The organism is Noviluteimonas lactosilytica (assembly GCF_020866925.1).
Taxonomy (GTDB): domain Bacteria; phylum Pseudomonadota; class Gammaproteobacteria; order Xanthomonadales; family Xanthomonadaceae; genus Noviluteimonas; species Noviluteimonas lactosilytica.
In genome coordinates this window covers 248,978-273,204 of sequence record NZ_JAJGAK010000002.1, presented here as the reverse complement: position 1 = coordinate 273,204, position 24,227 = coordinate 248,978, and the positions used below count along the sequence as shown (strand labels likewise).

Here is a 24,227-nt window from a genome sequence, read left to right as displayed (position 1 = left end):
CATGACTCGCATCGTTTCCTACTTCAAGAGCCTGCTGCTCATCGAGCTTGCCCAGGGGCTGATGCTCACCGGCAGGTACCTGTTCCGTCCGAAGTACACGCTGATGTACCCGATGGAAAAGACGCCGCAGTCGCCGCGCTTCCGCGGCCTGCACGCGCTGCGCCGCTACGCCAACGGCGAAGAGCGTTGCATCGCGTGCAAGCTGTGCGAGGCCGTGTGCCCCGCGTTGGCGATCACGATCGATTCCGAGCAACGCAGCGATGGCACGCGCCGCACGACGCGTTACGACATCGATCTGTTCAAGTGCATCTTCTGCGGCTTCTGCGAGGAGTCGTGCCCGGTGGACTCGATCGTCGAGACGCACCTGCACGAATACCACTTCGACAAGCGCGGCCAGAACATCGTGACCAAGCCGCAGCTGCTGGCCATCGGCGACCGCCTCGAGGCGGAAATCGCCGCGCGCCGCGCCGCCGACGCACCTTATCGATGAGCACGGGACGCTGAGGCCTCAATGGATTTCACCACTCTAGCTTTCTACGCCTTCGCCACCATGGCCCTCGCCGCGGCCGTGGGCGTCATCAGCGTGCGGAACCCGGTGCAGGCAGCGCTGCTGCTCGTGCTGACGTTCTTCTCCGTCGCCTGCACGTGGATCCTGGCCGGCGCCGAATTCCTCGGCATCGCGCTGATCCTCGTCTACGTCGGCGCGGTGATGGTGCTGTTCCTGTTCGTCGTGATGATGCTCGACATCGACGTCGCGCCGTTGCGCGAAGGCTTCGTGCGCTACCTGCCGATCGGCCTCGCGGTCGCGATCGCGATGCTCATCGAGATCTGCCTGTTGATCGGCGTGCACGTGCTGATGCAGGCGCCGCTCGCGGCGGACCCTGCGGCCGCGGCGAACATCCCGAACACCAAGTGGCTCGCGCAGGCGCTGTTCACCGATTTCCTGCTGCCGTTCGAAGTGGCGGCGGTGATCCTGACCATCGCGGTCGTCGCCGCGACCATGCTGACCCTGCGTCGCCGCGGCGGCGTGAAGCACCAGGATCCTGCGGCCCAGGCGCGCGTGCGTTCGGCCGACCGCCTGCGCATGGTGAAGATGGAAGCGACCAAGCCCGCGGCCCCGGCCGTGCAAGAGGAGAAAACCCCGTGATCGGTCATCTCTCCCTCGGGCACTTCCTCGTGCTCGGCGCGGCGCTGTTCTGCATCAGCCTCGCCGGCATCGTGATCAACCGGAAGAACATCATCATCCTGCTGATGTCGATCGAGCTGATGCTGCTCTCGGTCAACATCAACTTCGTCGCGTTCTCGCGCGAGCTGGGCGACGCCGCCGGCCAGGTATTCGTGTTCTTCATCCTGACCGTGGCCGCGGCCGAGGCCGCGATCGGCCTGGCCATCCTCGTCACGCTGTTCCGCAACCGGCGCTCGATCAACGTCGCCGAGATCGACTCCTTGAAGGGCTGACCCGATGCCTGGCGTTGAATTCACGCTGTCCAAGTCCGTCCTGCTGGCGGTGGTGCTTGCGCCGCTGCTCGGCGCGATCCTCGCAGGCCTGTTCGGTCGCAGGATCGGCCGCGCCGGCGCGCACACGGTCACCATCGCGGGCGTCGCGCTGAGCTGCGCGCTGTCGATGTACGTGCTGTGGCAGCTGCTGGGGCAGGGCGCCGCTCCGTTCAACCAGAACATCTACACCTGGTTCGAAGTGGGCGCCTACCAGGCGCACGTCGGCTTCATGGTCGACAAGCTCACCGCGATGATGATGGTCGTGGTCACCTTCGTGTCGCTGCTCGTGCACGTCTACACGATCGGCTACATGGAAGAAGACCCGGGTTACCAGCGCTTCTTCAGCTACATCTCGCTGTTCACCTTCTCGATGCTCATGCTGGTCATGAGCAACAACTTCCTGCAGCTGTTCTTCGGCTGGGAAGCGGTGGGCCTGGTGTCGTACCTGCTGATCGGCTTCTGGTTCAAGCGCCCGACGGCGATCTTCGCCAACCTCAAGGCGTTCCTGGTCAACCGTGTCGGCGACTTCGGCTTCCTGCTCGGCATCGCGGGCGTGCTGTTCTGGTTCGGCACGCTCGACTACGCGACCGTGTTCGCCAACGCGCCGTCGACGATCGGCGGCGGGCAGGCGTTCGAGTTCTGGCCGGGCCACGCGTGGTCGGTCGCGACCGTGATCTGCGTGCTGCTGTTCATCGGCGCGATGGGCAAGTCGGCGCAGGTGCCGCTGCACGTCTGGCTGCCGGATTCGATGGAAGGCCCGACCCCGATCTCCGCGCTGATCCACGCCGCGACGATGGTGACCGCGGGCATCTTCATGGTCGCGCGCATGTCGCCGCTGTTCGAGTTGTCGCAGGCGGCGCTGATGTTCGTGCTCTTCATCGGCGCGACCACCGCGTTCTGGACCGGCCTGATCGGCATCGTGCAGAACGACATCAAGCGCGTCGTCGCGTATTCGACGCTCTCGCAGCTGGGCTACATGACCGTCGCGCTCGGCGTGTCGGCGTACTCGGCCGGCGTGTACCACCTGATGACGCACGCGTTCTTCAAGGCGCTGCTGTTCCTCGGTGCGGGCTCGGTGATCATCGGCATGCACCACGAGCAGGACATGCGCCGCATGGGCGGCCTGAAGAAGTACATGCCCATCACCTACTGGACGATGGTCATCGGCACGCTGGCGCTGGTCGGCACGCCGTTCTTCAGCGGCTTCTACTCGAAGGACACCATCATCGAGGCCGCGGCCGAACACGCACACGAAGCGCACAACTGGGTCGCCACGTACGCCTACTGGGCCGTGCTGCTCGGCGCATTCGTGACCTCGTTCTACAGCTTCCGCCTGCTGTACCTGACCTTCCACGGGAAGGAACGCTTCCACGATCCGGTGCCCGACCACTACATCGCGCCGGAAGCAGACTCGACCGAGCACGAAGAAGCGCTCGCGCACGAACACGGCGAACACGTCGAAGACAACGGGCACGGCAACGGCCACGCGCACGACGACCATGGCCACGGCCATGCGCACAAGCCGCACGAATCGCCGTGGGTGGTGACGCTGCCGCTGATCCTGCTCGCGATCCCGTCGGTGATCATCGGCTTCTTCACCGCCGGCCCGATGCTGTTCGGCACCGACGTGATGGGCCACCACGAGCGCCTGCCGTTCTTCCTCGGCGCGATCCACGTCGAGCAGGCGCACGACGTCATCGGCAAGCTCGCCGAAGAGTGGCACGGTCCGATCGCGTTCGCGCTGCACGGCTTCAAGGCGCCGGCATTCTGGCTCGCCTTCGGCGGCTTCGCGCTCGCGACGTTCCTCTACCTGTTCCGCCCCGACCTGCCGGGCAAGATCGCGCACGCGCTGCGCTGGCCGGTCCGCGTGCTGGAACGCAAGTACTTCATGGACGACCTGTGGATCGATGGCTTCGCCGGTGGCGGCGTCGCGCTCGGCCAGGTTTCGCGCGCGATCGATTCGAAGCTGATCGACGGCGTCGCGGTGAACGGCAGCGCGCGCCTGGTCGGCCTCGTGTCGGGCATCGTGCGCCGCGTGCAGTCCGGTTACCTGTACCACTACGCCTTCGCGATGATCGTTGGTCTCATCGCATTGCTGATCGTGATCCACAAGCTCTGGGCTTGATCCCAGGGCCCACCCTTTGCATGGAATCGAAGACGTGGCGAACGCGCCCCTGCTGAGTCTGTTGATCTGGCTGCCGATCGTCGGTGGCGTGCTCGCGCTGATGCTCGGGCAGCACCGCGCGCAGGCCGCGCGCTGGCTTGCGCTCGGCGTCGCCGTCGTGGCGCTGTTGCTGTCGATCCCGCTGTTCAGCGGCTTCGAGATGGCCAACCCCGCGATGCAGTTCCTCGAATCGCACACGTGGATCGCGGCGTACGACATCCGCTACGCGCTCGGCGCCGACGGCATCTCGGTCGCGCTGATCGGCCTGACGACGCTGACGACCGTGCTGGTGCTGATCGGCGCGTGGACGGCGATCGACGAACGCGTGAACCAGTACGTCGCATCGTTCCTGATCCTCGAAGGCCTGATGATCGGCGTGTTCTGCGCGCTCGATGCGATGCTGTTCTACGTGTTCTTCGAAGCCATGCTCATCCCGATGTTCATCATCATCGGTGTGTGGGGCGGCCCGCGCCGCGTGTACGCGGCGATCAAGTTCTTCCTGTACACCTTCCTCGGGTCGGTGTTCATGCTGGTGGGCATCATCTACCTGTACCTGAAGGGTGGTAGCTGGCAGCTCGCGGACATGGCGGCGCTCCCGCTGACGATGCAGGAACAGACGTGGTTGTTCTTCGCCTTCCTCGCCGCGTTCTCGGTGAAGGTGCCGATGTTCCCGGTGCACACGTGGTTGCCGGACGCGCACGTGGAAGCGCCGACCGGCGGTTCGGTGATCCTGGCCGCGATCATGCTGAAGATCGGCGGATACGGCTTCCTGCGTTTCAGCCTGCCGATCGTGCCGGACGCCGGCCACGAGTTCGCGTGGGTCGTGATCGCGCTGTCGCTGATCGCCATCATCTACATCGGCCTGGTCGCCCTCGTGCAGGACGACATGAAGAAGCTGATCGCGTATTCGTCGATCTCGCACATGGGCTTCGTCACCCTCGGCACGTTCATCGCCTTCGCGCTGGTGCGCGAGCAGGGCAACGTCGACGCCGCGCGCCTGGGCCTGCAGGGCGGCATGGTGCAGATGATCTCGCACGGCTTCATCTCCGGCGCGATGTTCTCGTGCGTCGGCGTGCTGTACGACCGCATGCACACGCGCATGATCCGCGACTACGGCGGCGTGGCGAACACGATGCCGTGGTTCGCGATGTTCATGGTGCTGTTCGCCATGGCGAACTCGGGCCTGCCGGGCACGTCGGGTTTCATCGGCGAGTTCATGGTCATCCTCGCCAGCTTCCAGCAGCATCCGCTGCTCGCCTTCGGCGCGGCGACCACGCTGATCACCGGCGCGGCCTACACGCTTTGGCTGGTCAAGCGCGTGATCTTCGGTGAGGTCGCGAACGCCCACGTCGCCGAACTGGAAGACATCAACATGCGCGAGTGGATCGTGCTCGGCACCTTCGCGCTCGGCGTGCTCGTGCTCGGCGTGTACCCGAAGCCGCTCACCGACCTGATGGAGCCCTCCATCGCGCAGCTCGCCAGCCAGTTGGCGGCGACGAAGCTCTGATTTCGAGATAACGCATGAACCCGACGATGCCCACCGCCGCCGACCTGCTGCCCCTGCTGCCCGAGATGGTGCTCGTGGGCGCGGCCTTCGCGCTGCTCATGCTCGACCTGTTCCTCGACGAACGCCGCCGCTGGATCACGCACGTGGCGAGCATCATCACGCTGATCGCCGTCGCCGGCATGGTCGCCGCCGGCACGGGCGGGCAGGGCACGGTGCTCAACGGCATGTTCATCCGCGACGTCGCGGCCGACGTGCTGAAGATGTTCACCTGCGTGGTGTCCGCGCTGGCGCTCGTCTACGCGTGGCCGTTCCTGCGCGAGCGCGGCCTCTACAAGGGCGAAGTGCCGGTCCTGGTGATGTTCGCCACCGCCGGCATGATGCTGATGGTGTCCGCGGGCAGCCTGGTGATGGTGTACCTCGGCCTCGAAATGCTGGCGCTGTGCCAGTACGCGCTGGTCGCGATCGATCGCGACAGCCCGCTCGCCTCCGAAGCGGCGATGAAGTACTTCGTCCTCGGTTCGCTCGCCTCGGGCATGTTGCTCTACGGCCTGTCGCTGACCTACGGCGCGACCGGCACGCTCGACCTGCGCGAGATCCACCAGGCGATGGGGTCGGCGTCGCCGGGCCTGCTGCTGACGGGCCTGGTGTTCATCGTCGCGGGCATCGCCTTCAAGTTCGGCGCCGCGCCATTCCACATGTGGTTGCCCGACGTGTACCACGGTGCGCCCACGCCGATCACGCTGTTCATCGGCTCGGCGCCGAAGATCGCCGCGTTCGGCATGACCTACCGCCTGCTCGAAGTCGGCGCCGGTCCGCTCGACGAACAGTGGCGCCTGCTGCTCGCGGGCCTGGCCGTGGCGTCGCTGGTGATCGGCAACCTGATCGCGCTCGCGCAGCACAACCTCAAGCGCATGCTCGCTTATTCGACGATCTCGCACGTCGGCTTCCTGTTCCTCGGCCTCGCCGGCGGCGGCCCGCAGGGTTACGCGGCGGCGATGTTCTACGCGATCACGTACGCGATCATGTCGGCCGCGGCCTTCGGTTCGATCGTCGTGCTCTCGCGCAAGGGCTTCGAAGCCGACGAGATCGACGACTTCAAGGGCCTCAACGCACGCAATCCGTGGATGGCGCTGCTGGTGCTGTGCGTCATGGCCTCGCTCGCGGGCATCCCGCCGTTCCTCGGCTTCTGGTCGAAGGTCGTCGTGCTCCGCGCCGCGCTGCAGGGCGACATGCTGTGGCTGGCGATCGTCGGCATCGTGTTCGCCGTGATCGGCGCGTTCTACTACCTGCGCGTGATCAAGGTGATGTACTTCGACGAACCGGTGGGGGAGGGCGTGCGCGAGCGCAACGACCGTCCGCTGCGCGTGGCGTTCGGTGCGAATGCGTTGTTGCTGCTCGCGCTGGGCATCGCATGGAACCCGCTGATGGCGTGGTGCCTGGCGGCTTTCCGCTGAACCAATTGAAGAAATTGAATCGCACGGGTTGCATTCCGCGGGCGTATTCAACATAATGATCGGCCTGCTGCGGGGTGGAGCAGTCTGGCAGCTCGTCGGGCTCATAACCCGAAGGTCGCAGGTTCAAATCCTGCCCCCGCTACCAAAAAATGAAGGGCCGGCGCAAGCCGGCCCTTTGTTTTTCAGGCACTTAATGCGCAATCGGCCCGTCTATAAATCAAAGTGGGTCGAGATTGGTTGCAAGCTGCTACCAACCTCAGTCGCAGGGAAATGCTGCATCCTTCGTGTATTCGGACAGAAGCGGCGATGCGAATAGCAGATGATCGAGATTGAGTTCGAGCCCCCGGTAGTCGACCGCTGCGAATGTTGCGGTAAAGACACTGTCCGGTTGACGCGCTTTGTCTATAAGGACGGAGACGCGCATGCCGTTTATTACGCTCAGTTTTCTCGCAGCCACGACTCAGGTCGGATCAACGGATTGGTTGGCCTCGGCGAATGGGGCGAGTCGGACACTGCAACTCCCGAAAATCGTGTCGCCTTTCCATTTGAACTCTGGGCGTCAGACGCGAGCTACAACGTCGCTCTGGTCGACGCGGCCGAATCTCCTTGGAGTCATGTGACCTTCCTTGGCCGAATCCTTGATCGAGCCGAGGCACTTGCGCATCCGTTATGCAGGGAAGTCTTTCACCTGACGGACCACATGGTCACTGACGATGCAGAGGTCAAAGCATTCCTCGATGGTGCGTCTCCAACCGGCGACCTGCATTGATGGCCGCCTATATCCCTGTAGCAGTCGTTGCCTTCGCGCTTGCCTTCTATTGGCAGGGCGCGTGCTGGGCGCTGCTCAAGGACGTCGAACGACGATATCCGGACCTCCATGCGGAGATGGGGCGCCCCAAGTACGGCGTGCCAGGCACCCCGTTCCTCTCGGCGCTGACCCTCCTGCTTTTTACGGATCGCGCAAAGAGTCTTGGCGACGACTTCTATGCCCGGATCGTGCGTCTAAGGGCTGTTGCTGTCGTGATGGTCGGCGCATTCCTGATGCTGACGTACCTAACGACCCCGGCCGCGACCTAGCTGGCGGCCGCGGGTGGCCGCCCGCGCACCCGGCAACGGCTCACGAGGGGTGACAGAAAGTCACCTCGAATACTTCGTCGGCCACCCAAACCTTTGCGAAAGCCACGGCTTCCGCGGGACGCGGGAATCGGGCGCCGCGGTTTGACGTCCGTAGGGTCATCGAAAAGCGACGCACCGCTATGCGGGTTTCCGATCTATAAATCCGGTTGCCTGCCCCCGCTACCAAACAACGACGGCGATCCGGAAACGGGTCGCCGTTTTTGTTTTCGCGTTGCGGCGCAGTGCTTCGCTCAACCCCCGTACTGGCTCCGCGCCGCTTCCCTGTATCGACGATTGCGGCGTCGGTCTTGCCTGGCTTCCTCGTCGATCTCCTCCATCAGTTTCTGGCGCAATTCCGCTTCTTCGGCGGAGAGTCGCTGCTTCCAGGCATCGCAGGCTTCCTTTGCGGCTTCGCACAGGACGCTGCGCTGGAGCGTGATTCCGCCGGCTTCCTTGCGCAGGCGACGGCGGACGACGGCGGGGTATGCGGGATCGGTCGCCGGAACGAAATCCCAGAGTTCCAGCACCTCGCTGTCCAGGGCCGTCAGGACGGTCAGGAAACCGTCGGCGCGTTCCACCACGCGCGCGTTCGACAGGCCCGTGACCTGCGCGCGCGCGGTCGCGACGTCGGGGTAAGGGATGTCGAAGGGCGAGGGCGCGGCCTCGTCGTTCGGCGCAGCTTCCTGCGCAAGCGCAAGCGGCGCGCACAGCGCAACGGCGCAAGCGATCGCGAATCGGATCATGTGGCCTCCCAGGGCCGCGTGTGCGAGTCGATGGTCGAGGGAGCGCAGCGCAGGGTCAAGTCGCGGCGCATTCGCATTCACTGAGAACGACGCTCCCCATCCTCCCGCGCATTCGAACGGGGAGGGCATGGCGATGTCGAAGGACTGCTTCACTGCATGTGTTCACTGCGCGACGCGACGCGAACGCATCAGGTCGATCGCGCATCTCGGCCATTCGCTGGTCACGCTCTGGCTGCGCTAATGGCCGTTCGCACCGCGTGCACGCGGCATGCACGCTGCGCGCACAAACCCTGCTCGTTCCTACGCATGGGATGAACTCTCTGCATGACGCAACCCATTGACGGGCGCGTCGGGCACAGACGCGTCCATTGAAAGGAGCACTCCCATGCCAAGTCATTCGATCAAAGCGCTTGCCTGGTCCGTTTGCGCCGGACTCTGCGGGCTGGCGACATCCGCGAATGCGCAAACCGGCATGCCGCAGGTGATGGATCCCGAACTCGCGGTGCGGGTCGCCGCGAGTGGTCTCGAGTTGCCCATCGGTATCGCGTTCCTCGGTGCGAACGACTGGCTGGTGATCGAGAAGAACACCGGTCGCGTGCAGCATGTCGTGAATGGCGCGGTGACCGCGACAGCGCTCGACCTCGCGGTGAACAACGCGTCCGAACGCGGTCTGCTCGGCATTGCCAAGCATCCGAACTTCGCACGGAACGGCTACGTGTATCTCTTCTGGAGTTGCCGCGCCGCCGCGCCGCCGGCGGGCATGCCGTTCGTGCCGACGAGCGTGAATTGCCCGACGCAACCTGCGATCGGCGCCGACAGTGAAGAGATCCTCGAATCGCCATTGCTCGGCAATCGCGTCGATCGCTTCAAGTGGGACGGCGCGCGCCTGGTGTTCGACAAACACATCATTTCGCTGCGTTCGTTCCAGCACGACGCCGCGCCGATCCCGCCGAACCAGGGCGACGAGGAACAACCCGAACGCGCCAACCACAACGGCGGCGTGATCCGGTTCGGCCCCGACGGCAAGCTCTACATCCTGTTCGGCGACCAGGGACGTCGCGGGCGCATGCAGAACCTACCTTCCGGTCCGACGCTCACCGGGCTCGGCCCCGTCGTCGCCGACGATCAGTTCGGTGGACCGCGCGCGGACAACGCGCACTTCAGCGGCGTGATCCTCCGCCTCAACGACGACGGCACGACGCCGACCACCAACCCGTTCTACCAGTACGGTCGCTACACCGTCGGCGGCGACGTCGGCCACAACATCGCGCGCACCTGGGCCTACGGCATCCGCAATTCCTTCGGCATGGCGTTCGATCCTTACACCGGCTACCTGTGGGACCAGGAGAACGGCGAGGATGCGTACGACGAGATCAACCGCATCGAGCGCGGCATGAATTCGGGCTGGATCCAGTTGATGGGTCCGGCGAGCCGCATCGATGGCTACAAGCGCATCGAGACGACGTCGCTGTTCGGCGAAGACTTCCCGAACCTGCAGCAGTTCCGCTGGGGTCCGGAGCGCATCGCCAACGGGCCGATCTCCGCGTTCAATCGCATGTACAAGCTGCCGGGTTCGATCTACCGGGATCCCAAGTTCTCGTTCCGCTACGTGCTCGCGCCCGCGGGCATCGGCTTCCTGCAATCGAGCAATCTCGGCGCGCGTTATCGCGGCGATCTGTTCGTCGGCTTCTCGACGCTCGATCCGCTCGGCGGCCCGATCTTCCGCTTCAACCCGTCGCAGGACCGCAGGTCGTTGTCGTTCCTCGATCCGCGATTGCAGGACAGGGTGATGGACAACCTGACGTTCCATTCGACGGAAGAAAGCGACGAACTGGTGTTCGGTTCGAACTTCGGCATCGTCACCGACATCCGCACCGGGCCGAACGGCAACCTGTACGTGATCTCGCTTTCGGGCGGCACCATCTACGAGGTTTACCACCGCTGATCGAGCCGCCGCCGATAGCACCAACGGGCATTTGCCCCTCGGAACAATGTTCGCGCGTCGCCGCGCCCGCTACACCTGCCGCAACAGCAGCAATGACGGGCCGGCGACATGCGCATCGATGCGGTCGAACCCATCCGGGTGGAAGCGTTCGGCGGAGAAAGGCCGTTTGGGTTTTACGCGCCCGGGTGGGCGCAATTCATCGCCGCCGACCACGACGGCAGCGTGTGGGCGTTCCAGCAATGCCCGATCCCCGATCGCATCCGGCTGAAGTGGATCCGCGCCACGCCCGGCGCGCGCTACGGCATGCTCGGCGCGTGCCAGCAGGAGATCGTGAACTGGGAAGACGCGATCTTCCGCCGACGCGGTGGCCTGTGGGTGTCGTATCGCGAAGAGGAGGACGACGAAACGCTGGAGCGACTGCGCGGCGCCACGGCCGGTACGTTGTGGGCGATCTTCGTGATGTCGCTGCTCGTCGGGGTCGTCATCGCGGTGGAGATCGGCCTGATCGAATAGCAGCTGACCGGGCCAGCTTGCCGTTCCAGCCGGGCGGGCCTACACTACGCGCCGTTCCAGGCGGTGGGCCTTGCCCCCGCACCAGCATCTCCGCTGGCGATCAAGGGCTCCACTGGAGCCTTTTTTCATTCAGGGAGACCGCCGGGCTCGCTGGCCGCTTCCGTCTGCGGGAAGCGCCGCGCCGACATCCAGTGGGGGCTCGCTCCTCCGCTGCTGACAAGGGGCCCGACGGGCCCCTTGTTGCTTTCCGAGGATCCGAATGGACAAGGCACAAGAGATCTCGGCGCTGCTCGCCCCGACGGTTGCGTCGATGGGCCTGGAGTTGCTGGGCGCCGAATACCTGCCGTCGCCCGGCGGCGCGGTGCTGCGCCTGTATATCGACGTGCCGCAGGCCGAGGCCGCCGAACGCAACGTCGGCATCGAGGATTGCGAAGCCGTGAGCCGCGAGGTTTCCGGCCAGCTCGACGTCGAAGACCCGATCAGCGGCAACTACACCCTCGAAGTGTCGTCGCCCGGCATCGACCGCCCGTTGTTCGCGCCCGCGCAGTTCGCGCGCTTCGTCGGCGAGTCGGCGAAGGTCGGGCTGAAGCTCCCGCAGGACGGCCGTCGCCGCCTGCAGGGCCGCATCGACAAGGTCGATGGCGAAGCGATCACGTTCGACGTCGACGGCCAGCCGTTCGAGGTCGCGTTCGACAACATCGACAAGGCCAGGCTCGTTCCCGACTGGGAAGCGCTCGGCATGGCGCCCAAGAAACCAGGGAAGAAGAAGTAACGCTTCTCTTCGCACACACATTCAACGCATCAACGCATAGAGAAACACCACCATGTCGAAAGAACTCCTGCTTGTCGTCGACGCTGTCGCCAACGAAAAGGGCGTGCCGGAAACGGTGATCTTCGAGGCCATCGAGGCCGCGCTCGCGTCCGCCGCGAAGAAGCGCTACCCCGACCAGGACGTGCTCGTGCGCGTGCAGATAGACCAGAAGGACGGCAACTACGAAACCTACCGTCGCTGGGAAGTCGTCGCCGACGACGTCGTCATGGAATCGCCCGATCGCCAGATCCGCCTGATGGACGCGGTCGACGAGAGCGAAGGCGCCGAGATCGGCGACTACATCGAAGAGCAGATCGAAAACCCCGACTTCGGCCGCATCGCCGCCCAGGCCGCGAAGCAGGTGATCGTGCAGCGCGTGCGCGAAGCCGAGCGCGCGCAGGTCGTCGACGCGTGGAAGGATCGCGTGGGCGAACTCGTCACCGGCATCGTGAAGCGCGCCGAGCGCGGCAACATCTACGTCGACCTCGGCGGCAACGCCGAAGCCTTCATCCCGAAGGACAAGGGCATCCCGCGCGACGTGCTGCGCGCCGGCGACCGCGTGCGCGGTTACCTGTACGACGTGCGCACCGAACCGCGCGGCCCGCAGCTGTTCATCAGTCGCGCGGCGCCGGAATTCATGATCGAGCTGTTCAAGCTCGAAGTGCCGGAAGTGGGCCAGGGCCTGGTCGAGATCAAGGCCTGCGCACGCGACCCCGGCGACCGCGCCAAGATCGCCGTGCTCGCGCACGACCACCGCACCGATCCGATCGGCGCGTGCATCGGCATGCGCGGTTCGCGCGTGCAGGCGGTGTCGAACGAACTCAACGGCGAGCGCGTCGACATCATCCTGTGGAGCGACAACCACGCGCAGTTCGTGATCAACGCGATGGCGCCGGCCGAAGTGCAGTCGATCATCGTCGACGAAGAAAAGCATTCGATGGACCTCGCGGTGGCCGAAGACCGCCTCGCGCAGGCGATCGGCAAGGGCGGCCAGAACGTGCGCCTCGCCAGCCGCCTCACCGGCTGGCAGCTCAACGTGATGACCGCCGACCAGGTGCAGGCGAAGAGCGAAGCCGAACAGGCCGGTGCGCGCCAGCTGTTCATGGAGAAGCTCGAGGTCGACGAAGAAATCGCCGGCATCCTCGTCTCCGAAGGCTTCACCACGGTCGAGGAAATCGCGTACGTGCCGGTCGGCGAACTGCTGGCGGTGGAAGGCTTCGACGAGGACATCGTCGAGGAACTCCGCGCCCGTGCCCGCGATGCGCTGCTCAACGAAGCGCTCGCCGTCGAGGAAGAGCTCGACGAGCACCAGCCGGCGCAGGACCTGCTCACGCTCGCGGGCATGGACGAAGCGACCGCGTACGTGCTCGCTTCGCGCGGCATCCGCACGCGCGACGACCTCGCCGACCTGGCCACCGACGAGATCACCGACATCGAGGACATGGACGCCGAGCGCGCCGCCGCCCTGATCATGGAAGCGCGCAAGCACTGGTTCGAGTGACGGCTGCGGGGCCTTGCCGGGCCTCGCGCTAGAATCGCCCCCTTTCCAGCCCGGGGCTCAACCCCCGGGCCACCAACGGACACCGAATGTCGCAGCAAACCACCATCCGCAAGCTGGCCGAACTGGTGAACACGCCGGTCGAGAAACTGCTGGAACAACTGTCCGAAGCGGGCATGGCGTTCAGCGGTCCCGACCAGGTCGTGACCAGCACCGAGAAGATGAAGCTCCTCGGTTTCCTCCGGCGCACGCACGGCAAGGCGGACCAGCCTGCCGACGCGGCCGAGGAGGCGCCGAAGAAGATCACGCTCAACCGCCGCAAGGTGCAGGAAGTGACGGTCGCACAGGGCCGCACCAAGAGCACGGTGGCCGTCGAGGTTCGCCAGAAGCGCACCTACACCAAGCCGACCGACACGCAGGTCGTCGACAGCTCGCCGGCCGCGCAGGCCGCGATCGCCGACGCCGATCCCGAGCGCGCGGAAATCCTGCGCAAGCTCGAGGAATCGCGCCAGCGCAACCTGAGCGAGCAGCAGCGCCTGGCCGAGGGCGACGCCAAGCGCAAGGCCGAGATCGAAGAGCGTCGCCGCGCCGAGGAAGAAGCCGCCGAGCGCGAACGCGAAACCGCGGCCGCCGCTGCGGCCGCCGCCGCCGAAGCCGCCGTCGCCGAGGAAACCGCGAAGCCGAAGGTCGGCCACCACGGCCACCCGAAGCCCGCCGCGCCGCGCGTCGACGACAAGTCCGCCGCGCACAAGGGCAAGGCCGGCGCCGCGCCGAACCGCGGTTCGCACGCGATGGTCACGTCGATCGAAGACGACGACAACGCCGCGCGCTTCGCCGGCCAGCTGCACCTCAGCGCGCAGGAACGTGCGCGCCGTGGCGCCGCGCGTGGCCGTCCGAAGCAGCGTCGTTCGCTCGACCAGTCGCGCACCGGCACCGGCTTCACCCGTCCGACCGCGCCGATGGTGCGCGAGATCGCGATCGGTGACGCGATCACCGTCGGCGACCTGGCGCAGAAGCTCGCGCTCAAGGGCGGCGAAGTCGTCAAGCAGCTCTTCAAGATGGGCGTGATGGCGACGATCACGCAGACGATCGACCACGACACCGCGGTGCTCGTCACCGAAGAGCTCGGCCACAAGGCCGTGCACGTCGATGCGGGGGACGTCGAAGACGTGTTGCTCGCGCATTCGGAAGAACAGCAGGGCGAGCTGGAAACGCGCGCGCCGGTGGTCACGATCATGGGCCACGTCGACCACGGCAAGACCTCGCTGCTCGACTACATCCGCCGCACCAAGGTCGCCTCGGGCGAAGCGGGCGGCATCACCCAGCACATCGGCGCGTACCACGTGGAAACGCCGAAGGGCACGATCAGCTTCCTCGACACCCCGGGCCACTCGGCGTTCTCGCAGATGCGTGCGCGCGGCGCGAAGCTCACCGACATCGTGGTGCTCGTGGTCGCGGCCGACGACGGCGTCATGCCGCAGACGATCGAAGCCGTGCAGCACGCGAAGGCGGCGAACGTGCCGCTGATCGTCGCGGTGAACAAGATGGACAAGTCCGACGCCGATCCGCTGCGCGTGAAGAACGACCTGCTCGCGCAGGGCATCGTCGCCGAAGAGTTCGGTGGCGACACGCAGATGGTCGAACTGTCGGCGAAGACCGGCCAGGGCGTGGACAACCTGCTCGACGCGATTTCGCTGCAGGCCGAAGTGCTCGAACTGAAGGCCGTGCGCGAAGGCCGCGCCAGCGGCGTGGTCATCGAGTCCTCGCTCGACAAGGGCCGCGGCCCGGTCGCGACGGTCCTCGTGCAGCAGGGCACGCTCCGCAAGGGCGATTACCTGGTGTGCGGCATCCAGTACGGCCGCGTGCGCGCGCTGTTCGACGAAACGGGCAAGCAGGTGCCGGAAGCGGCGCCGTCGATCCCGGTGCAGGTGCTCGGCCTGTCGGGCGTGCCCGATGCCGGCGACGACTTCGTCGTCGTCGAGGACGAACGCCTGGCGAAGGACGTCGCGCAGCAGCGCGACGCCAAGCGCCGCGAAACGCGCCTCGTCAGCCAGGCGGGCAACCGCATGGAAGACATCATGGCGCAGATGGGCGAGGGCGCCGCGCAGCAGCAGCTCAACCTGCTGGTCAAGGCCGACGTGCAGGGTTCGGTGCAGGCGTTGCGCGAAGCGCTCACCGGCCTGTCGAACCCGCAGATCCGCATCAGCGTGATCGGCGGCGGCGTGGGCGGCATCACCGAGTCCGACGCGACGCTCGCCGCCACGTCGAAGGCCACGGTCATCGGCTTCAACGTCCGTGCCGATGCCTCGGCGCGCAAGGTGATCGAGTCCAACGGCGTCGACCTGCGTTACTTCTCGATCATCTACGACGTCATCGACCAGGTGAAGCAGATCGCCTCGGGCGTGCTCGGCAAGGAGATCCGCGAAGAGATCATCGGTATCGCGGAGGTGCGCGACGTGTTCCGTTCGTCGAAGTTCGGCGCGGTCGCGGGCTGCATGGTCGTCGAAGGCGTGGTCAAGCGCTCCAAGCCGATCCGCGTGCTGCGCGACAACACGGTCGTGTTCGAAGGCGAACTCGAATCGCTGCGCCGCTTCAAGGAGAACGTCGACGAAGTGCGCAACGGCACCGAGTGCGGCATCGGCGTCAAGGCGTACAACGACGTCAAGCCGGGCGACCAGATCGAGTGCTTCGAGCGCATCGAAGTGCAGCGCACGCTGTAATCGCACATGGCGCAGAAGAGTTTCCATCGCACCGATCGCGTTTCCGCCCAGCTCCGCCGTGAGCTGGGCACGCTGGTCCACGCGGCCGTGCGCGAGCACGGCCTCGGGTCCACCAGCGTGTCGGACGTGGAAGTCACGCGCGACATGGCGCACGCCAAGGTGTTCGTCACCGTGCTCCAGCCCGAGCGCGCGAAGGAAACGGTGAAGGCGCTGAAGGCGCTCGCGCCGGAGATCCGCTACCAGCTCGCGCGCGCGGTGAAGTTGCGCCACGTGCCCGAGCTGCATTTCCACTACGACGACTCGGTCGACAAGGGCGAACGCATCGACCAGCTGCTGCGCGACGATCCGCAGCAACCCGGCAGCGGGGCCTGAACCGCTTGAAGCGCAGGTTCCGCAAGCTCGACGGAATCCTGCTGCTCGACAAGCCGCAGGGCGCCAGTTCGAACCAGGCGCTGCAACGCGTTCGCCACCTGTTCGGCGCGGAGAAGGCGGGCCACACCGGGAGCCTCGATCCGCTCGCCACCGGCCTGCTGCCGGTTTGCTTCGGTGAAGCAACCAAGATCGCCGGCGGCCTGCTCGGCGCGCGCAAGGCGTACGAGACGGTCGCGCGACTGGGCGTCGTCACCGACACCGACGACGCCGACGGCCAGCCGTTGCGCGAACGGCCGGTGCCGCATCTCACCATTTCGCAGATCGACGCGGCCCTGCGCCAGCTCACCGGCGCGCAGCAGATGCAGCGTCCCCCGATCTTCTCGGCGCTCAAGCGCGGCGGCGAGCCGCTGTATGCGAAGGCGCGTCGCGGCGAAGTGGTCGAAGTCGACCCGCGCCCGATCGACGTCCACGCGTTCGACCTGATTTCCGCCGCCGACCTGCTGCACGGCGATGAGCCGCTGCTCCGCCTGCACGTCGAATGCGGCTCGGGCACCTACGTGCGCAGCCTGGTGCGCGATCTCGGCGAACTGCTCGGTTGCGGCGCGCACGTCGCGCAACTGCGGCGCCTGTGGGTCGATCCCTTCCGCGAGCCGCGCCTGTGGACGCTGGAAGCGTTGCAGGAGCTCGCCGATCGCGGCGAACGCATGCTCGACGCCTGCCTGTTGCCGATCGAAGCGGGCATGGCCTCCTGGCCCGGCCTGCGGGTTTCGGAGGCGCAGGCGCAGCGCCTCGCGCGCGGGCAATCGGTGGCCGGCGCGGCCTCCACGCCCGGCAACGTCGCGCTGTACGACGAAGCGGGGCGCGCATTGGGCCTGGGCGCGGTCGACGAGGCCGGCATCCTGCGTCCGCAGCGCCTCTTCACATGGGCCGCAGCCCTCGGCCAACCCGCATCCATCGCAGCTAAACCCTTGTCCTGAAAGGTGCGCGCGGCTTACAATCCCGCGGCTTTTCGCAGCACACGCAGCACCACCACCCATCCGCAAGCGGCGGGCACGCGGTGCGCCCCGGTCGAGACAGCCGGCGCGTTCCTGCAAACCTCGCATCCAGAGAGAGAGTCCATGTCCATCGATTCCGCAAAAGTCATTTCCGAACACAAGCGCGGCGACAACGACACCGGTTCGCCGGAAGTCCAGGTCGCCCTGCTGACCGCCCGCATCGAACTGCTGACGGGCCACTTCAAGACGCACAAGCAGGACCACCACAGCCGTCGTGGCTTGCTGATGATGGTCAACCGTCGTCGCAGCCTCCTCGACTACCTCAAGCGCAAGGACATCGAGCGCTACAAGGCCCTGATCGAGAAGCTCGGCCTGCGCCGATAAGCGAAACCCCGGACCGCGGCGCAGCGATGCGCCGCGGTCTTGTTTTTAGCGTCGCTCAGTTCCAACCGCCGCCGACTCTGGCGGCAGCCGCCCGCGGCAAGGGTCGCGGCGCGGTCCATCCGAAAGTTTCCAAGGAATTACACCCGTGGCGAAAATCACCAAGACCTTCCAGTACGGCAAGCACGAGATCACCCTCGAAACCGGCGAGATCGCGCGCCAGGCCTCCGGCGCCGTCGTCGTGAAGTGCGAAGGCACCGTGCTGCTGGTCACCGCCGTCGCCGCCAAGTCGGCGCGCGAAGGACAGGACTTCTTCCCGCTCACCGTCGACTACCAGGAAAAGTTCTACGCCGGTGGCCGTATCCCCGGTGGCTTCTTCAAGCGCGAAGGCCGCCAGACGGAGAAGGAGACGCTGATCTCCCGCCTGATCGATCGTCCGATCCGCCCGCTGTTCCCCGAGGAATACAAGAACGAAGTCCAGATCATCGCGACCGTGATGTCGCTGAATCCGGAAGTCGACGGCGACATCCTCGCGCTCATCGGCGCCTCGGCTGCGCTTTCGCTGGGCGGCACGCCGTTCCAGGGCCCGATCGGCGCCGCGAAGGTCGGTTACAAGAACGGCCAGTACCTGCTCAACCCGACGACGAGCGAGCTCGTCGATTCCGAACTCGAACTCGTCGTCGCCGGCACGTCCAACGCCGTGCTGATGGTCGAATCCGAAGCGAAGGAACTGTCGGAAGACGTGATGCTCGGCGCCGTGATGTTCGGTCACCGCGAGATGCAGATCGTCATCAACACGATCAATGAACTCACCGTCGAAGCCGGCACCAAGCCGTCGACGTGGACCGCGCCGGTGAAGAACAACGCGCTGATCGCCGCCATCACCGAAGCCTGCGGCACGCAGCTCGGCCAGGCGTACCAGATTCGCAACAAGGCCGAGCGCCGCGATGCGATCCAGCAGATCAAGAAGGAAACGTGGACCGCGCTGACCGGTCGCGCCGAAGCCGAAGGCTGGGCGCAGGGCGAATACGCGAAGGAGTTCGGCGACCTCGAATACAGCACGATGCGCAACTCGGTGCTGTCGACGAAGGTCCGCATCGACGGCCGCGCGCTCGACACGGTGCGCCCGATCGCTTCGAAGGTCGGCGTGCTCCCGCGCACGCACGGCTCCTCGCTGTTCACCCGCGGCGAAACGCAGGCGATCGTGGTCGCCACGCTCGGCACCGCGCGCGATGGCCAGATCATCGACCAGCCGGCCGGCGAGTACAAAGAACACTTCCTGTTCCACTACAACTTCCCGCCTTACTCGGTCGGTGAAGCCGGCCGCATGATGGGCCCGAAGCGTCGCGAAATCGGCCACGGCCGCCTCGCCAAGCGCGGCGTGCTCGCCGTGATGCCGACGATGGAAGAGTTCCCGTACACGATCCGCATCGTGTCGGAAATCACCGAGTCGAACGGCTCCTCGTCGATGGCCTCGGTGTGCGGCTCCTCGCTGGCGCTGATGGACGCGGGCGTGCCGATCAAGGCGCCGGTCGCGGGCATCGCGATGGGCCTGGTGAAGGAAGACGCGAACTACGTCGTGCTGTCCGACATCCTCGGCGACGAAGACCACCTCGGCGACATGGACTTCAAGGTCGCCGGTACCGAGAAGGGCGTGTCGGCGCTGCAGATGGACATCAAGATCCAGGGCATCACCGAAGAGATCATGAAGGTCGCGCTGGCGCAGGCGAAGGCCGGCCGCCTGCACATCCTCGGCGAGATGGCCAACGCCATCACCACGCCGCGCGGTGAGTTGTCGGAATTCGCGCCGCGCCTGCTCACGATGAAGATCCACCCGGACAAGATCCGCGAAGTGATCGGCAAGGGCGGCTCGACCATCCAGGCGATCACCAAGGAAACCGGCACGCAGATCGACATCCAGGACGACGGCACGATCGTCATCGCTTCGGTCAACGCCGCCGCCGCGCAGGCCGCGAAGGCGCGCATCGAGCAGATCACCAGCGACGTCGAACCGGGCCGCATCTACGAAGGCAAGGTCGTGAAGCTGATGGACTTCGGTGCGTTCGTGACCATCCTGCCGGGCAAGGACGGCCTGGTGCACGTCTCGCAGATCTCCAACGAGCGCGTCGAGAAGGTCAGCGACAAGCTCAAGGAAGGCGACGTGGTGAAGGTCAAGGTCCTCGAAGTCGACAAGCAGGGCCGCATCCGCCTGTCGATGAAGGCGGTGGAAGAAGGCGAGGGCGTGTCGGCGGAGTAACGCTGCACGGTTGCGCAGGTTTTGAAGGGAACGGGCTCCGCGAGGGGCCCGTTTTCTTTTGGGGCATGCAGAGGCGGGAAACGGGAAACCAGGAGCGGGAAACGGGAGGGAAGGTTTCGCGACTGGTGGTTTCTCGACGAGCCGAATGACGATCTTCGGCTCATCGAAACGCTCGGGGCGACGTATGCGTCGCTCCCGTTTCCCGCTCTTCGTTTCCCGTTTCCCGCCACTTCTTCAGTGCAACGCATCCAACCGAGCCAGCAACATCCCCGGATCCACCGGCTTCACCAAATGCGCATCGAAGCCGCACTGCGCCGAGCGCTGGCGGTCCGCTTCCGAGCCCCAGCCGGTCGTCGCCATCACCGCGATCTTGTCGCCGCCGGGCATCGCGCGGATCTGCTGGCACGTTTCGTAACCATCGAGCGTCGGCATGCCGAGGTCGAGCAGCACGACGTCGGGCAGGCGTTCGGCGATCGCATCGAGCGCCGCGCGACCGTCGTATACCGTGCGCACATCGTGGCCGCGCATCTGCAGGAACAGGGCCATCGAATCGGCGCTCTCGTGGTTGTCGTCGGCGACGACGATCGACATCGCGTTGCGCTGGCGCACCACCGGCCAGTCGCCGCCTTCCTCCACGTGCACGACGTCGGCGAGCGGCAGGCGCACGACGAACTCGCTGCCCTGGCCGAGGCCCCCGCTGCGCGCTTCCACCGTGCCGCCGTGTTGTTCGACGAGGCTTCTCACCAGCGTCAGTCCGATGCCGAGCCCGCCCTGCGAATGCGCGCGCCCGTGTTCGCTCTGGGTGAACATGTCGAACACTTCGGTGAGCATCTCCGCGGTCAGGCCGATGCCGTCGTCGCGCACGCGCACTTCCACGACGTCGCCGTCGCGATGCGTCTGCAGCGTGATGTTGCCGCCGCCGGGCGTGTACTTCGCCGCGTTGTTGAGCAGGTTGGTGAACACCTGCGCCAGGCGCATCGGGTCGGCGTCGAGCTGCATCGCTTCGTGCGCTACGTCGAGCTGGAAATGATGGTTGGCCTGTTCGAGCAGCGGGCGGCTGGTTTCGATCGCGGTCTCGAGCACGTCGCGCAACGACACACGCTGCTTGCGCAGTTCGATCTCGCCGCGGGTGATGCGCGAGACCTCCATCAGGTCGTCGACCAGCCGCACCATGTGCGACACCTGCCGTTCCATCATCCCGTGCAGCTTGTGCAGTTGCGCGTCGTCGCCCTCGCGCGCGCGCAGGATGTGCAGGCAGTTGCGCAGCGGGGCGAGCGGGTTGCGCAGCTCGTGGGCGAGGGTGGCGAGGAATTCGTCCTTGCGCCGGTCGGCCGAACGCAGGTCTTCGAGCGCCTGGCGACGTTCGATCAGGTCCGCGGCCTGGCGCGCGAGGATGTCGATCAGGCGCAGGTCGCGGTCGGCCGGCATGTGCGGGCGCGTCCAGTGCGTCGACAGCATGCCGACGACTGCGCCGTCGCGCGCGAACAGCGGCGTGCTCTGGACGGCGGCGACGCCCGCGTGGCGATACCGGTCGAGGTCGGCCGTGCCCGCCAACGCGGGCTCCTTTTCGACATCGACGATGGTGATGCGCTTGCCTGCGCGCAACGACTGCGCGCTGCAATTGCGCGACGCGGGGCCGGCGTCGATCCAGGTCCAGTCCGTGGTGTGCTGCGCGCTGAAGCCGCGCGAGGCGAGCAGTTCGAGTTGGCCACCGTTGCCGCGCTCCGGGTGCAGACGCTGCAGGACCGCGAACTGCGAGCGCATGATCGCCGTCGCGGCGGCGACGAGCTTGTCGTACAACGTGTCCTCGCTCTGCTCGTGCACGAGTTCGGCGCTGATGCTCTGCAGCAGCGTGGCGTCGGCGAGTTCCTCTTCCAGGCGCGCTTCGCTCTCGCGCACGGCGCCCTCCGCGCGGGCACGCGCGATCGCCGCCCACGTGCGTTCCGCCGTTTCCTCGATCAACGCGATCTCGTCCCCCGCCCACAGGCGCGGCGACGCCTGCTGCACGCTGAGCAGCGCGCACAGGCGGCCTTCCTTCACCAACGGCACGCTGACGTGCGCGCGCACGTGCACCTGTTCGTAGGCATCGCGTTCGTGCTGGCCGAGCGTGCTGGAGGCGTGCGCATCGTCGAGCACGACGGTGCGCCCCGCGCGCAGGCGATGGCCGATCTCGTCGCCGAAGGACGTGAGCTCGTGTCGACCGCTCGCCGAGGGCACGCCTTCGCGGCAGTGGTCGGTGTGCACGCGTACCGTGTTGCCGTTCTCGTCGACCTCGGCGTACAGCGTGCGGTCGGCGCCGAGGTGCTCGCACAGCGCGGTCGCCGCGGCGCACTGGATCTCGACCGTGTCCTGCAGCGGCCGCAGCAGGTCGCTGAGCGACACGCGGAACGCCGCACGCGCGGCCGAACGCCGCATGAGCGCTTCGGCGCGCTTGCGCTCGGTGATGTCCAGCGCCATTGCGACGACATAACGGCGTCCGTCCCGCAGCCTGCCCGGCGATGACGCGTTGAGACTCCACGTGCGCGGCTGGCCGTTGCGCGTGACGATCTCGATGTCGGTCTGCACCATCGCGTGGTCGCCGCCGAAGATCTGCTCGATCGCATCGCGGAAGCCGCCGTTGCGGATGCCGTAGGCGCGACGCAGCCACTCCTGCAGCACCGGCGCGTCTTCCTTGGTGTAGCCGGTGAGTTCGGTCCAGTGGCGGCTGAGGTTGAGGATTTCGCCGTCGTCGGCATGCAGCGCGAGCGCGAGCGGCGCGTCCTCGATCGTGCGGCGCAGCTGCGCTTCGTTCTCGCGCAACTGCTCCACCGCGGCGCGGCGATCGGTGTCGTCGAAGTTCACGCCCGTCATCGCGATCGCGCGTCCGTCGGCGTCGTACACGGCGCGACCGCGCGAGACGATCCAGTGCACCGAACCGTCCGGCCACAGCACGCGGAATTCGGCGTCGTAATGACCGTGCGCGGCGATGGTCTGCGCGAGCGCCTTGCGCATCGTGTCGCGGTCCTCGGGGTGGATCAGTTCCTCGAACGCGCGATGGAAGTCGAGGCGTTCGTCCGGCGCGAGGCCGAAGTTCGCCTTGCATTGGTCGGAGGCCAGCGTCTCCAGCGTGAGCAGGTCGAGATGCCAGGTGCCGAGGCGTCCGGTCTGCAACGCGAGTTCGAGCCGTTCGGCCTGTTCGCGCAGCGAGACTTCCAGGCGCTTGTGCTCGCCGATGTCGATGATGACCGCGATGAAGCCTTCGTAATTGCCATCGGGGCCGCGGAGCGAGGTGACGCTCGCGCTGCTCCAGATCGAATGGCCGTCCTTGCGCAGGAAGCGTTCGTCCATCGTCAGGCTCGGCATGCCGGCTTCGAGCCGGCGCACGCCATCGAGCGTGGGTTCGACGGAGACCGGATCGGTGATCGCCGCGATGTGCTTGCCGATCAACTCGTCTTCGCGATAGCCGAGCATGCGGCACATGCAACGATTGACGTAGCTCAGGCAACCGTCGGCGTCGGCGACGATGATGCCGGCGACGGTCTGGTGCAGGATCGTGCGAAGGCGGCGTTCGCTGTCTTCCAGTTGTTCGGTCGCATGGGCGCGTTCGATCCAGTCGGCGGCCTGGCGGATCAGCAGGTCGAGCAGCAGCAGGTCGCGTTCGCCCGGCACGCCGTCGCGATGGTGCGTGCTGAGCACGCCCAGCACGCGGCCGTCGCGCGCGAGCAGCGGCGTCGACTGCAGCGATCGGATGCCGCAGTCCGCGAGCGCCGCGCGCGTGGTGTCGTCGAACCACGGGGTGTCGCCGATGTCCTCGACCATCAGGCGTCGCGCGGTGGACGCGGCTTCATCGGCTACCTGGGTGGCGTCCACCGCGCGGTGGAAGTCGTTGAAGCTGCGCTCGAATCCCTGGCTCGCGATCAGCCCGAGGCTGCCGTCGTCGTGCACCAGCCGCAGATCGCCGCTCTGCGCACCGGTGATGGCGACCGCCGCCGCCACGACTTCCTGCAGCAACGCGTCCTCGTCCTGGTCGTCGCGCACGAAGCGCGTGCTCAGCCCCTGCAGGCGGCGCAGGTGGTCGATCTCGTTTTCGTGGAGTTGCAGGGCCGTGCGCAGGTAATGCGGCCAGCTCGTGAGGGGTCCGAGCGGGGTCGATGCCCAATCGAAGGCACGCACTCGCCGTAGCCAGTCGCCTTCACCGGCGAGTCGTCGCTCGGCCTCGTGTCCGTGCGTATCCATGCGCGTTTCGAGAGAACTGCTTTCGTCTCCGCAGACACC

The 24,227-nt window shown here is 66.4% G+C and carries 19 protein-coding genes and 1 tRNA gene; 18 read left to right on the top strand and 2 right to left on the bottom strand.

Translation table 11 applies throughout. From position 1 onward, the window contains the following. Position 1 precedes the first annotated feature (1 nt). From nuoI to LK996_RS10395, 9 genes are all read left to right on the top strand, one after another. Positions 2 to 490 (top strand): NADH-quinone oxidoreductase subunit NuoI, encoded by a 489-nt coding sequence (gene nuoI, locus LK996_RS10435; protein ID WP_230527115.1) that lies wholly within the window; start codon positions 2 to 4, stop codon positions 488 to 490. 21 nt (positions 491 to 511) lie between these two features. Further along, entirely contained in the window at positions 512 to 1,147 is a 636-nt protein-coding gene (locus LK996_RS10430) for an NADH-quinone oxidoreductase subunit J (RefSeq protein ID WP_230527114.1), read from the top strand. Next, a complete protein-coding gene (gene nuoK, locus LK996_RS10425) occupies positions 1,147 to 1,458 on the top strand; it encodes an NADH-quinone oxidoreductase subunit NuoK (RefSeq protein WP_230527550.1) in 312 nt (103 codons plus the stop codon). The genes LK996_RS10430 and nuoK overlap by 1 nt, the downstream gene beginning before the upstream one ends. A 4-nt stretch (positions 1,459 to 1,462) precedes the next feature. Then, positions 1,463 to 3,622 carry an NADH-quinone oxidoreductase subunit L gene (gene nuoL, locus LK996_RS10420; protein ID WP_230527113.1) on the top strand — a complete coding sequence of 720 codons (2,160 nt, stop codon included), beginning with the start codon at positions 1,463 to 1,465 and terminating at the stop codon, positions 3,620 to 3,622. A 34-nt stretch (positions 3,623 to 3,656) separates the two neighbouring features. After that, on the top strand, positions 3,657 to 5,168 hold the full coding sequence (locus tag LK996_RS10415; protein WP_230527112.1) for an NADH-quinone oxidoreductase subunit M: 1,512 nt from the start codon (positions 3,657 to 3,659) through the stop codon (positions 5,166 to 5,168). A gap of 14 nt (positions 5,169 to 5,182) precedes the next feature. Continuing rightward, a complete protein-coding gene (nuoN, locus tag LK996_RS10410; protein ID WP_230527111.1) occupies positions 5,183 to 6,622 on the top strand; it encodes an NADH-quinone oxidoreductase subunit NuoN in 1,440 nt (479 codons plus the stop codon). 68 nt (positions 6,623 to 6,690) lie between these two features. Further along, positions 6,691 to 6,767, top strand: a tRNA-Met gene (locus tag LK996_RS10405). 174 nt (positions 6,768 to 6,941) lie between these two features. Further along, positions 6,942 to 7,391: a hypothetical protein gene (locus LK996_RS10400; protein WP_230527110.1), complete on the top strand. Its 450-nt coding sequence runs from the start codon at positions 6,942 to 6,944 to the stop codon at positions 7,389 to 7,391. Further along, positions 7,391 to 7,699: a hypothetical protein gene (locus LK996_RS10395; RefSeq protein ID WP_230527109.1), complete on the top strand. Its 309-nt coding sequence runs from the start codon at positions 7,391 to 7,393 to the stop codon at positions 7,697 to 7,699. The genes LK996_RS10400 and LK996_RS10395 overlap by 1 nt, the downstream gene beginning before the upstream one ends. Before the next feature lie 290 nt (positions 7,700 to 7,989). Here the strand turns inward: LK996_RS10395 and LK996_RS10390 are convergent, their stop codons facing one another. Beyond that, a complete protein-coding gene (locus LK996_RS10390) occupies positions 7,990 to 8,634 on the bottom strand; it encodes a hypothetical protein (RefSeq protein WP_230527108.1) in 645 nt (214 codons plus the stop codon). Between the two features lie 319 nt (positions 8,635 to 8,953). On the opposite strand from LK996_RS10390, the gene LK996_RS10385 reads away from it, so the two are divergent. The 9 genes from LK996_RS10385 to pnp all read left to right on the top strand — a co-directional run bounded on the left by LK996_RS10385 (position 8,954) and on the right by pnp (position 19,973). Then, positions 8,954 to 10,426 (top strand): PQQ-dependent sugar dehydrogenase, encoded by a 1,473-nt coding sequence (locus LK996_RS10385; RefSeq protein WP_230527107.1) that lies wholly within the window; start codon positions 8,954 to 8,956, stop codon positions 10,424 to 10,426. 108 nt (positions 10,427 to 10,534) lie between these two features. Further along, positions 10,535 to 10,939: a hypothetical protein gene (locus LK996_RS10380; protein ID WP_230527106.1), complete on the top strand. Its 405-nt coding sequence runs from the start codon at positions 10,535 to 10,537 to the stop codon at positions 10,937 to 10,939. Positions 10,940 to 11,198: 259 nt separating this feature from the next. Continuing rightward, positions 11,199 to 11,711 carry a ribosome maturation factor RimP gene (rimP, locus tag LK996_RS10375; RefSeq protein WP_230527105.1) on the top strand — a complete coding sequence of 171 codons (513 nt, stop codon included), beginning with the start codon at positions 11,199 to 11,201 and terminating at the stop codon, positions 11,709 to 11,711. 52 nt (positions 11,712 to 11,763) lie between these two features. After that, entirely contained in the window at positions 11,764 to 13,251 is a 1,488-nt protein-coding gene (gene nusA / locus LK996_RS10370; RefSeq protein WP_230527104.1) for a transcription termination factor NusA, read from the top strand. Positions 13,252 to 13,337: 86 nt separating this feature from the next. Next, entirely contained in the window at positions 13,338 to 15,968 is a 2,631-nt protein-coding gene (gene infB / locus LK996_RS10365; protein ID WP_230527103.1) for a translation initiation factor IF-2, read from the top strand. Positions 15,969 to 15,974: 6 nt separating this feature from the next. Beyond that, the gene (gene rbfA, locus LK996_RS10360) at positions 15,975 to 16,340 is read left to right on the top strand and encodes a 30S ribosome-binding factor RbfA (protein ID WP_230527102.1); all 366 of its coding nucleotides are present in this window, start codon (positions 15,975 to 15,977) and stop codon (positions 16,338 to 16,340) included. Between the two features lie 5 nt (positions 16,341 to 16,345). Beyond that, positions 16,346 to 17,317: a tRNA pseudouridine(55) synthase TruB gene (truB, locus tag LK996_RS10355; RefSeq protein WP_230527101.1), complete on the top strand. Its 972-nt coding sequence runs from the start codon at positions 16,346 to 16,348 to the stop codon at positions 17,315 to 17,317. A 141-nt stretch (positions 17,318 to 17,458) separates the two neighbouring features. After that, positions 17,459 to 17,719 (top strand): 30S ribosomal protein S15, encoded by a 261-nt coding sequence (gene rpsO / locus LK996_RS10350; RefSeq protein WP_230527100.1) that lies wholly within the window; start codon positions 17,459 to 17,461, stop codon positions 17,717 to 17,719. A gap of 145 nt (positions 17,720 to 17,864) precedes the next feature. After that, a complete protein-coding gene (gene pnp, locus LK996_RS10345) occupies positions 17,865 to 19,973 on the top strand; it encodes a polyribonucleotide nucleotidyltransferase (RefSeq protein ID WP_230527099.1) in 2,109 nt (702 codons plus the stop codon). 234 nt (positions 19,974 to 20,207) lie between these two features. Here the strand turns inward: pnp and LK996_RS10340 are convergent, their stop codons facing one another. Further along, positions 20,208 to 24,188 carry a PAS domain S-box protein gene (locus LK996_RS10340; RefSeq protein ID WP_230527098.1) on the bottom strand — a complete coding sequence of 1,327 codons (3,981 nt, stop codon included), beginning with the start codon at positions 24,186 to 24,188 and terminating at the stop codon, positions 20,208 to 20,210. Between the last annotated feature and the right edge of the window lie 39 nt (positions 24,189 to 24,227).

Coding starts and splice junctions, on each gene's coding strand:
- infB (WP_230527103.1), top strand. CDS start 13,338: ATGTCGCAGCAAACCACCATCCGCAAGCTGGCCGAACTGGTGAACACG.
- nuoN (WP_230527111.1), top strand. CDS start 5,183: ATGAACCCGACGATGCCCACCGCCGCCGACCTGCTGCCCCTGCTGCCC.
- rimP (WP_230527105.1), top strand. CDS start 11,199: ATGGACAAGGCACAAGAGATCTCGGCGCTGCTCGCCCCGACGGTTGCG.
- nuoL (WP_230527113.1), top strand. CDS start 1,463: ATGCCTGGCGTTGAATTCACGCTGTCCAAGTCCGTCCTGCTGGCGGTG.
- rbfA (WP_230527102.1), top strand. CDS start 15,975: ATGGCGCAGAAGAGTTTCCATCGCACCGATCGCGTTTCCGCCCAGCTC.
- LK996_RS10340 (WP_230527098.1), bottom strand. CDS start 24,188: ATGGATACGCACGGACACGAGGCCGAGCGACGACTCGCCGGTGAAGGC.
- LK996_RS10430 (WP_230527114.1), top strand. CDS start 512: ATGGATTTCACCACTCTAGCTTTCTACGCCTTCGCCACCATGGCCCTC.
- LK996_RS10400 (WP_230527110.1), top strand. CDS start 6,942: ATGATCGAGATTGAGTTCGAGCCCCCGGTAGTCGACCGCTGCGAATGT.
- LK996_RS10385 (WP_230527107.1), top strand. CDS start 8,954: ATGCCGCAGGTGATGGATCCCGAACTCGCGGTGCGGGTCGCCGCGAGT.
- nusA (WP_230527104.1), top strand. CDS start 11,764: ATGTCGAAAGAACTCCTGCTTGTCGTCGACGCTGTCGCCAACGAAAAG.
- LK996_RS10380 (WP_230527106.1), top strand. CDS start 10,535: ATGCGCATCGATGCGGTCGAACCCATCCGGGTGGAAGCGTTCGGCGGA.
- rpsO (WP_230527100.1), top strand. CDS start 17,459: ATGTCCATCGATTCCGCAAAAGTCATTTCCGAACACAAGCGCGGCGAC.
- nuoI (WP_230527115.1), top strand. CDS start 2: ATGACTCGCATCGTTTCCTACTTCAAGAGCCTGCTGCTCATCGAGCTT.
- LK996_RS10395 (WP_230527109.1), top strand. CDS start 7,391: ATGGCCGCCTATATCCCTGTAGCAGTCGTTGCCTTCGCGCTTGCCTTC.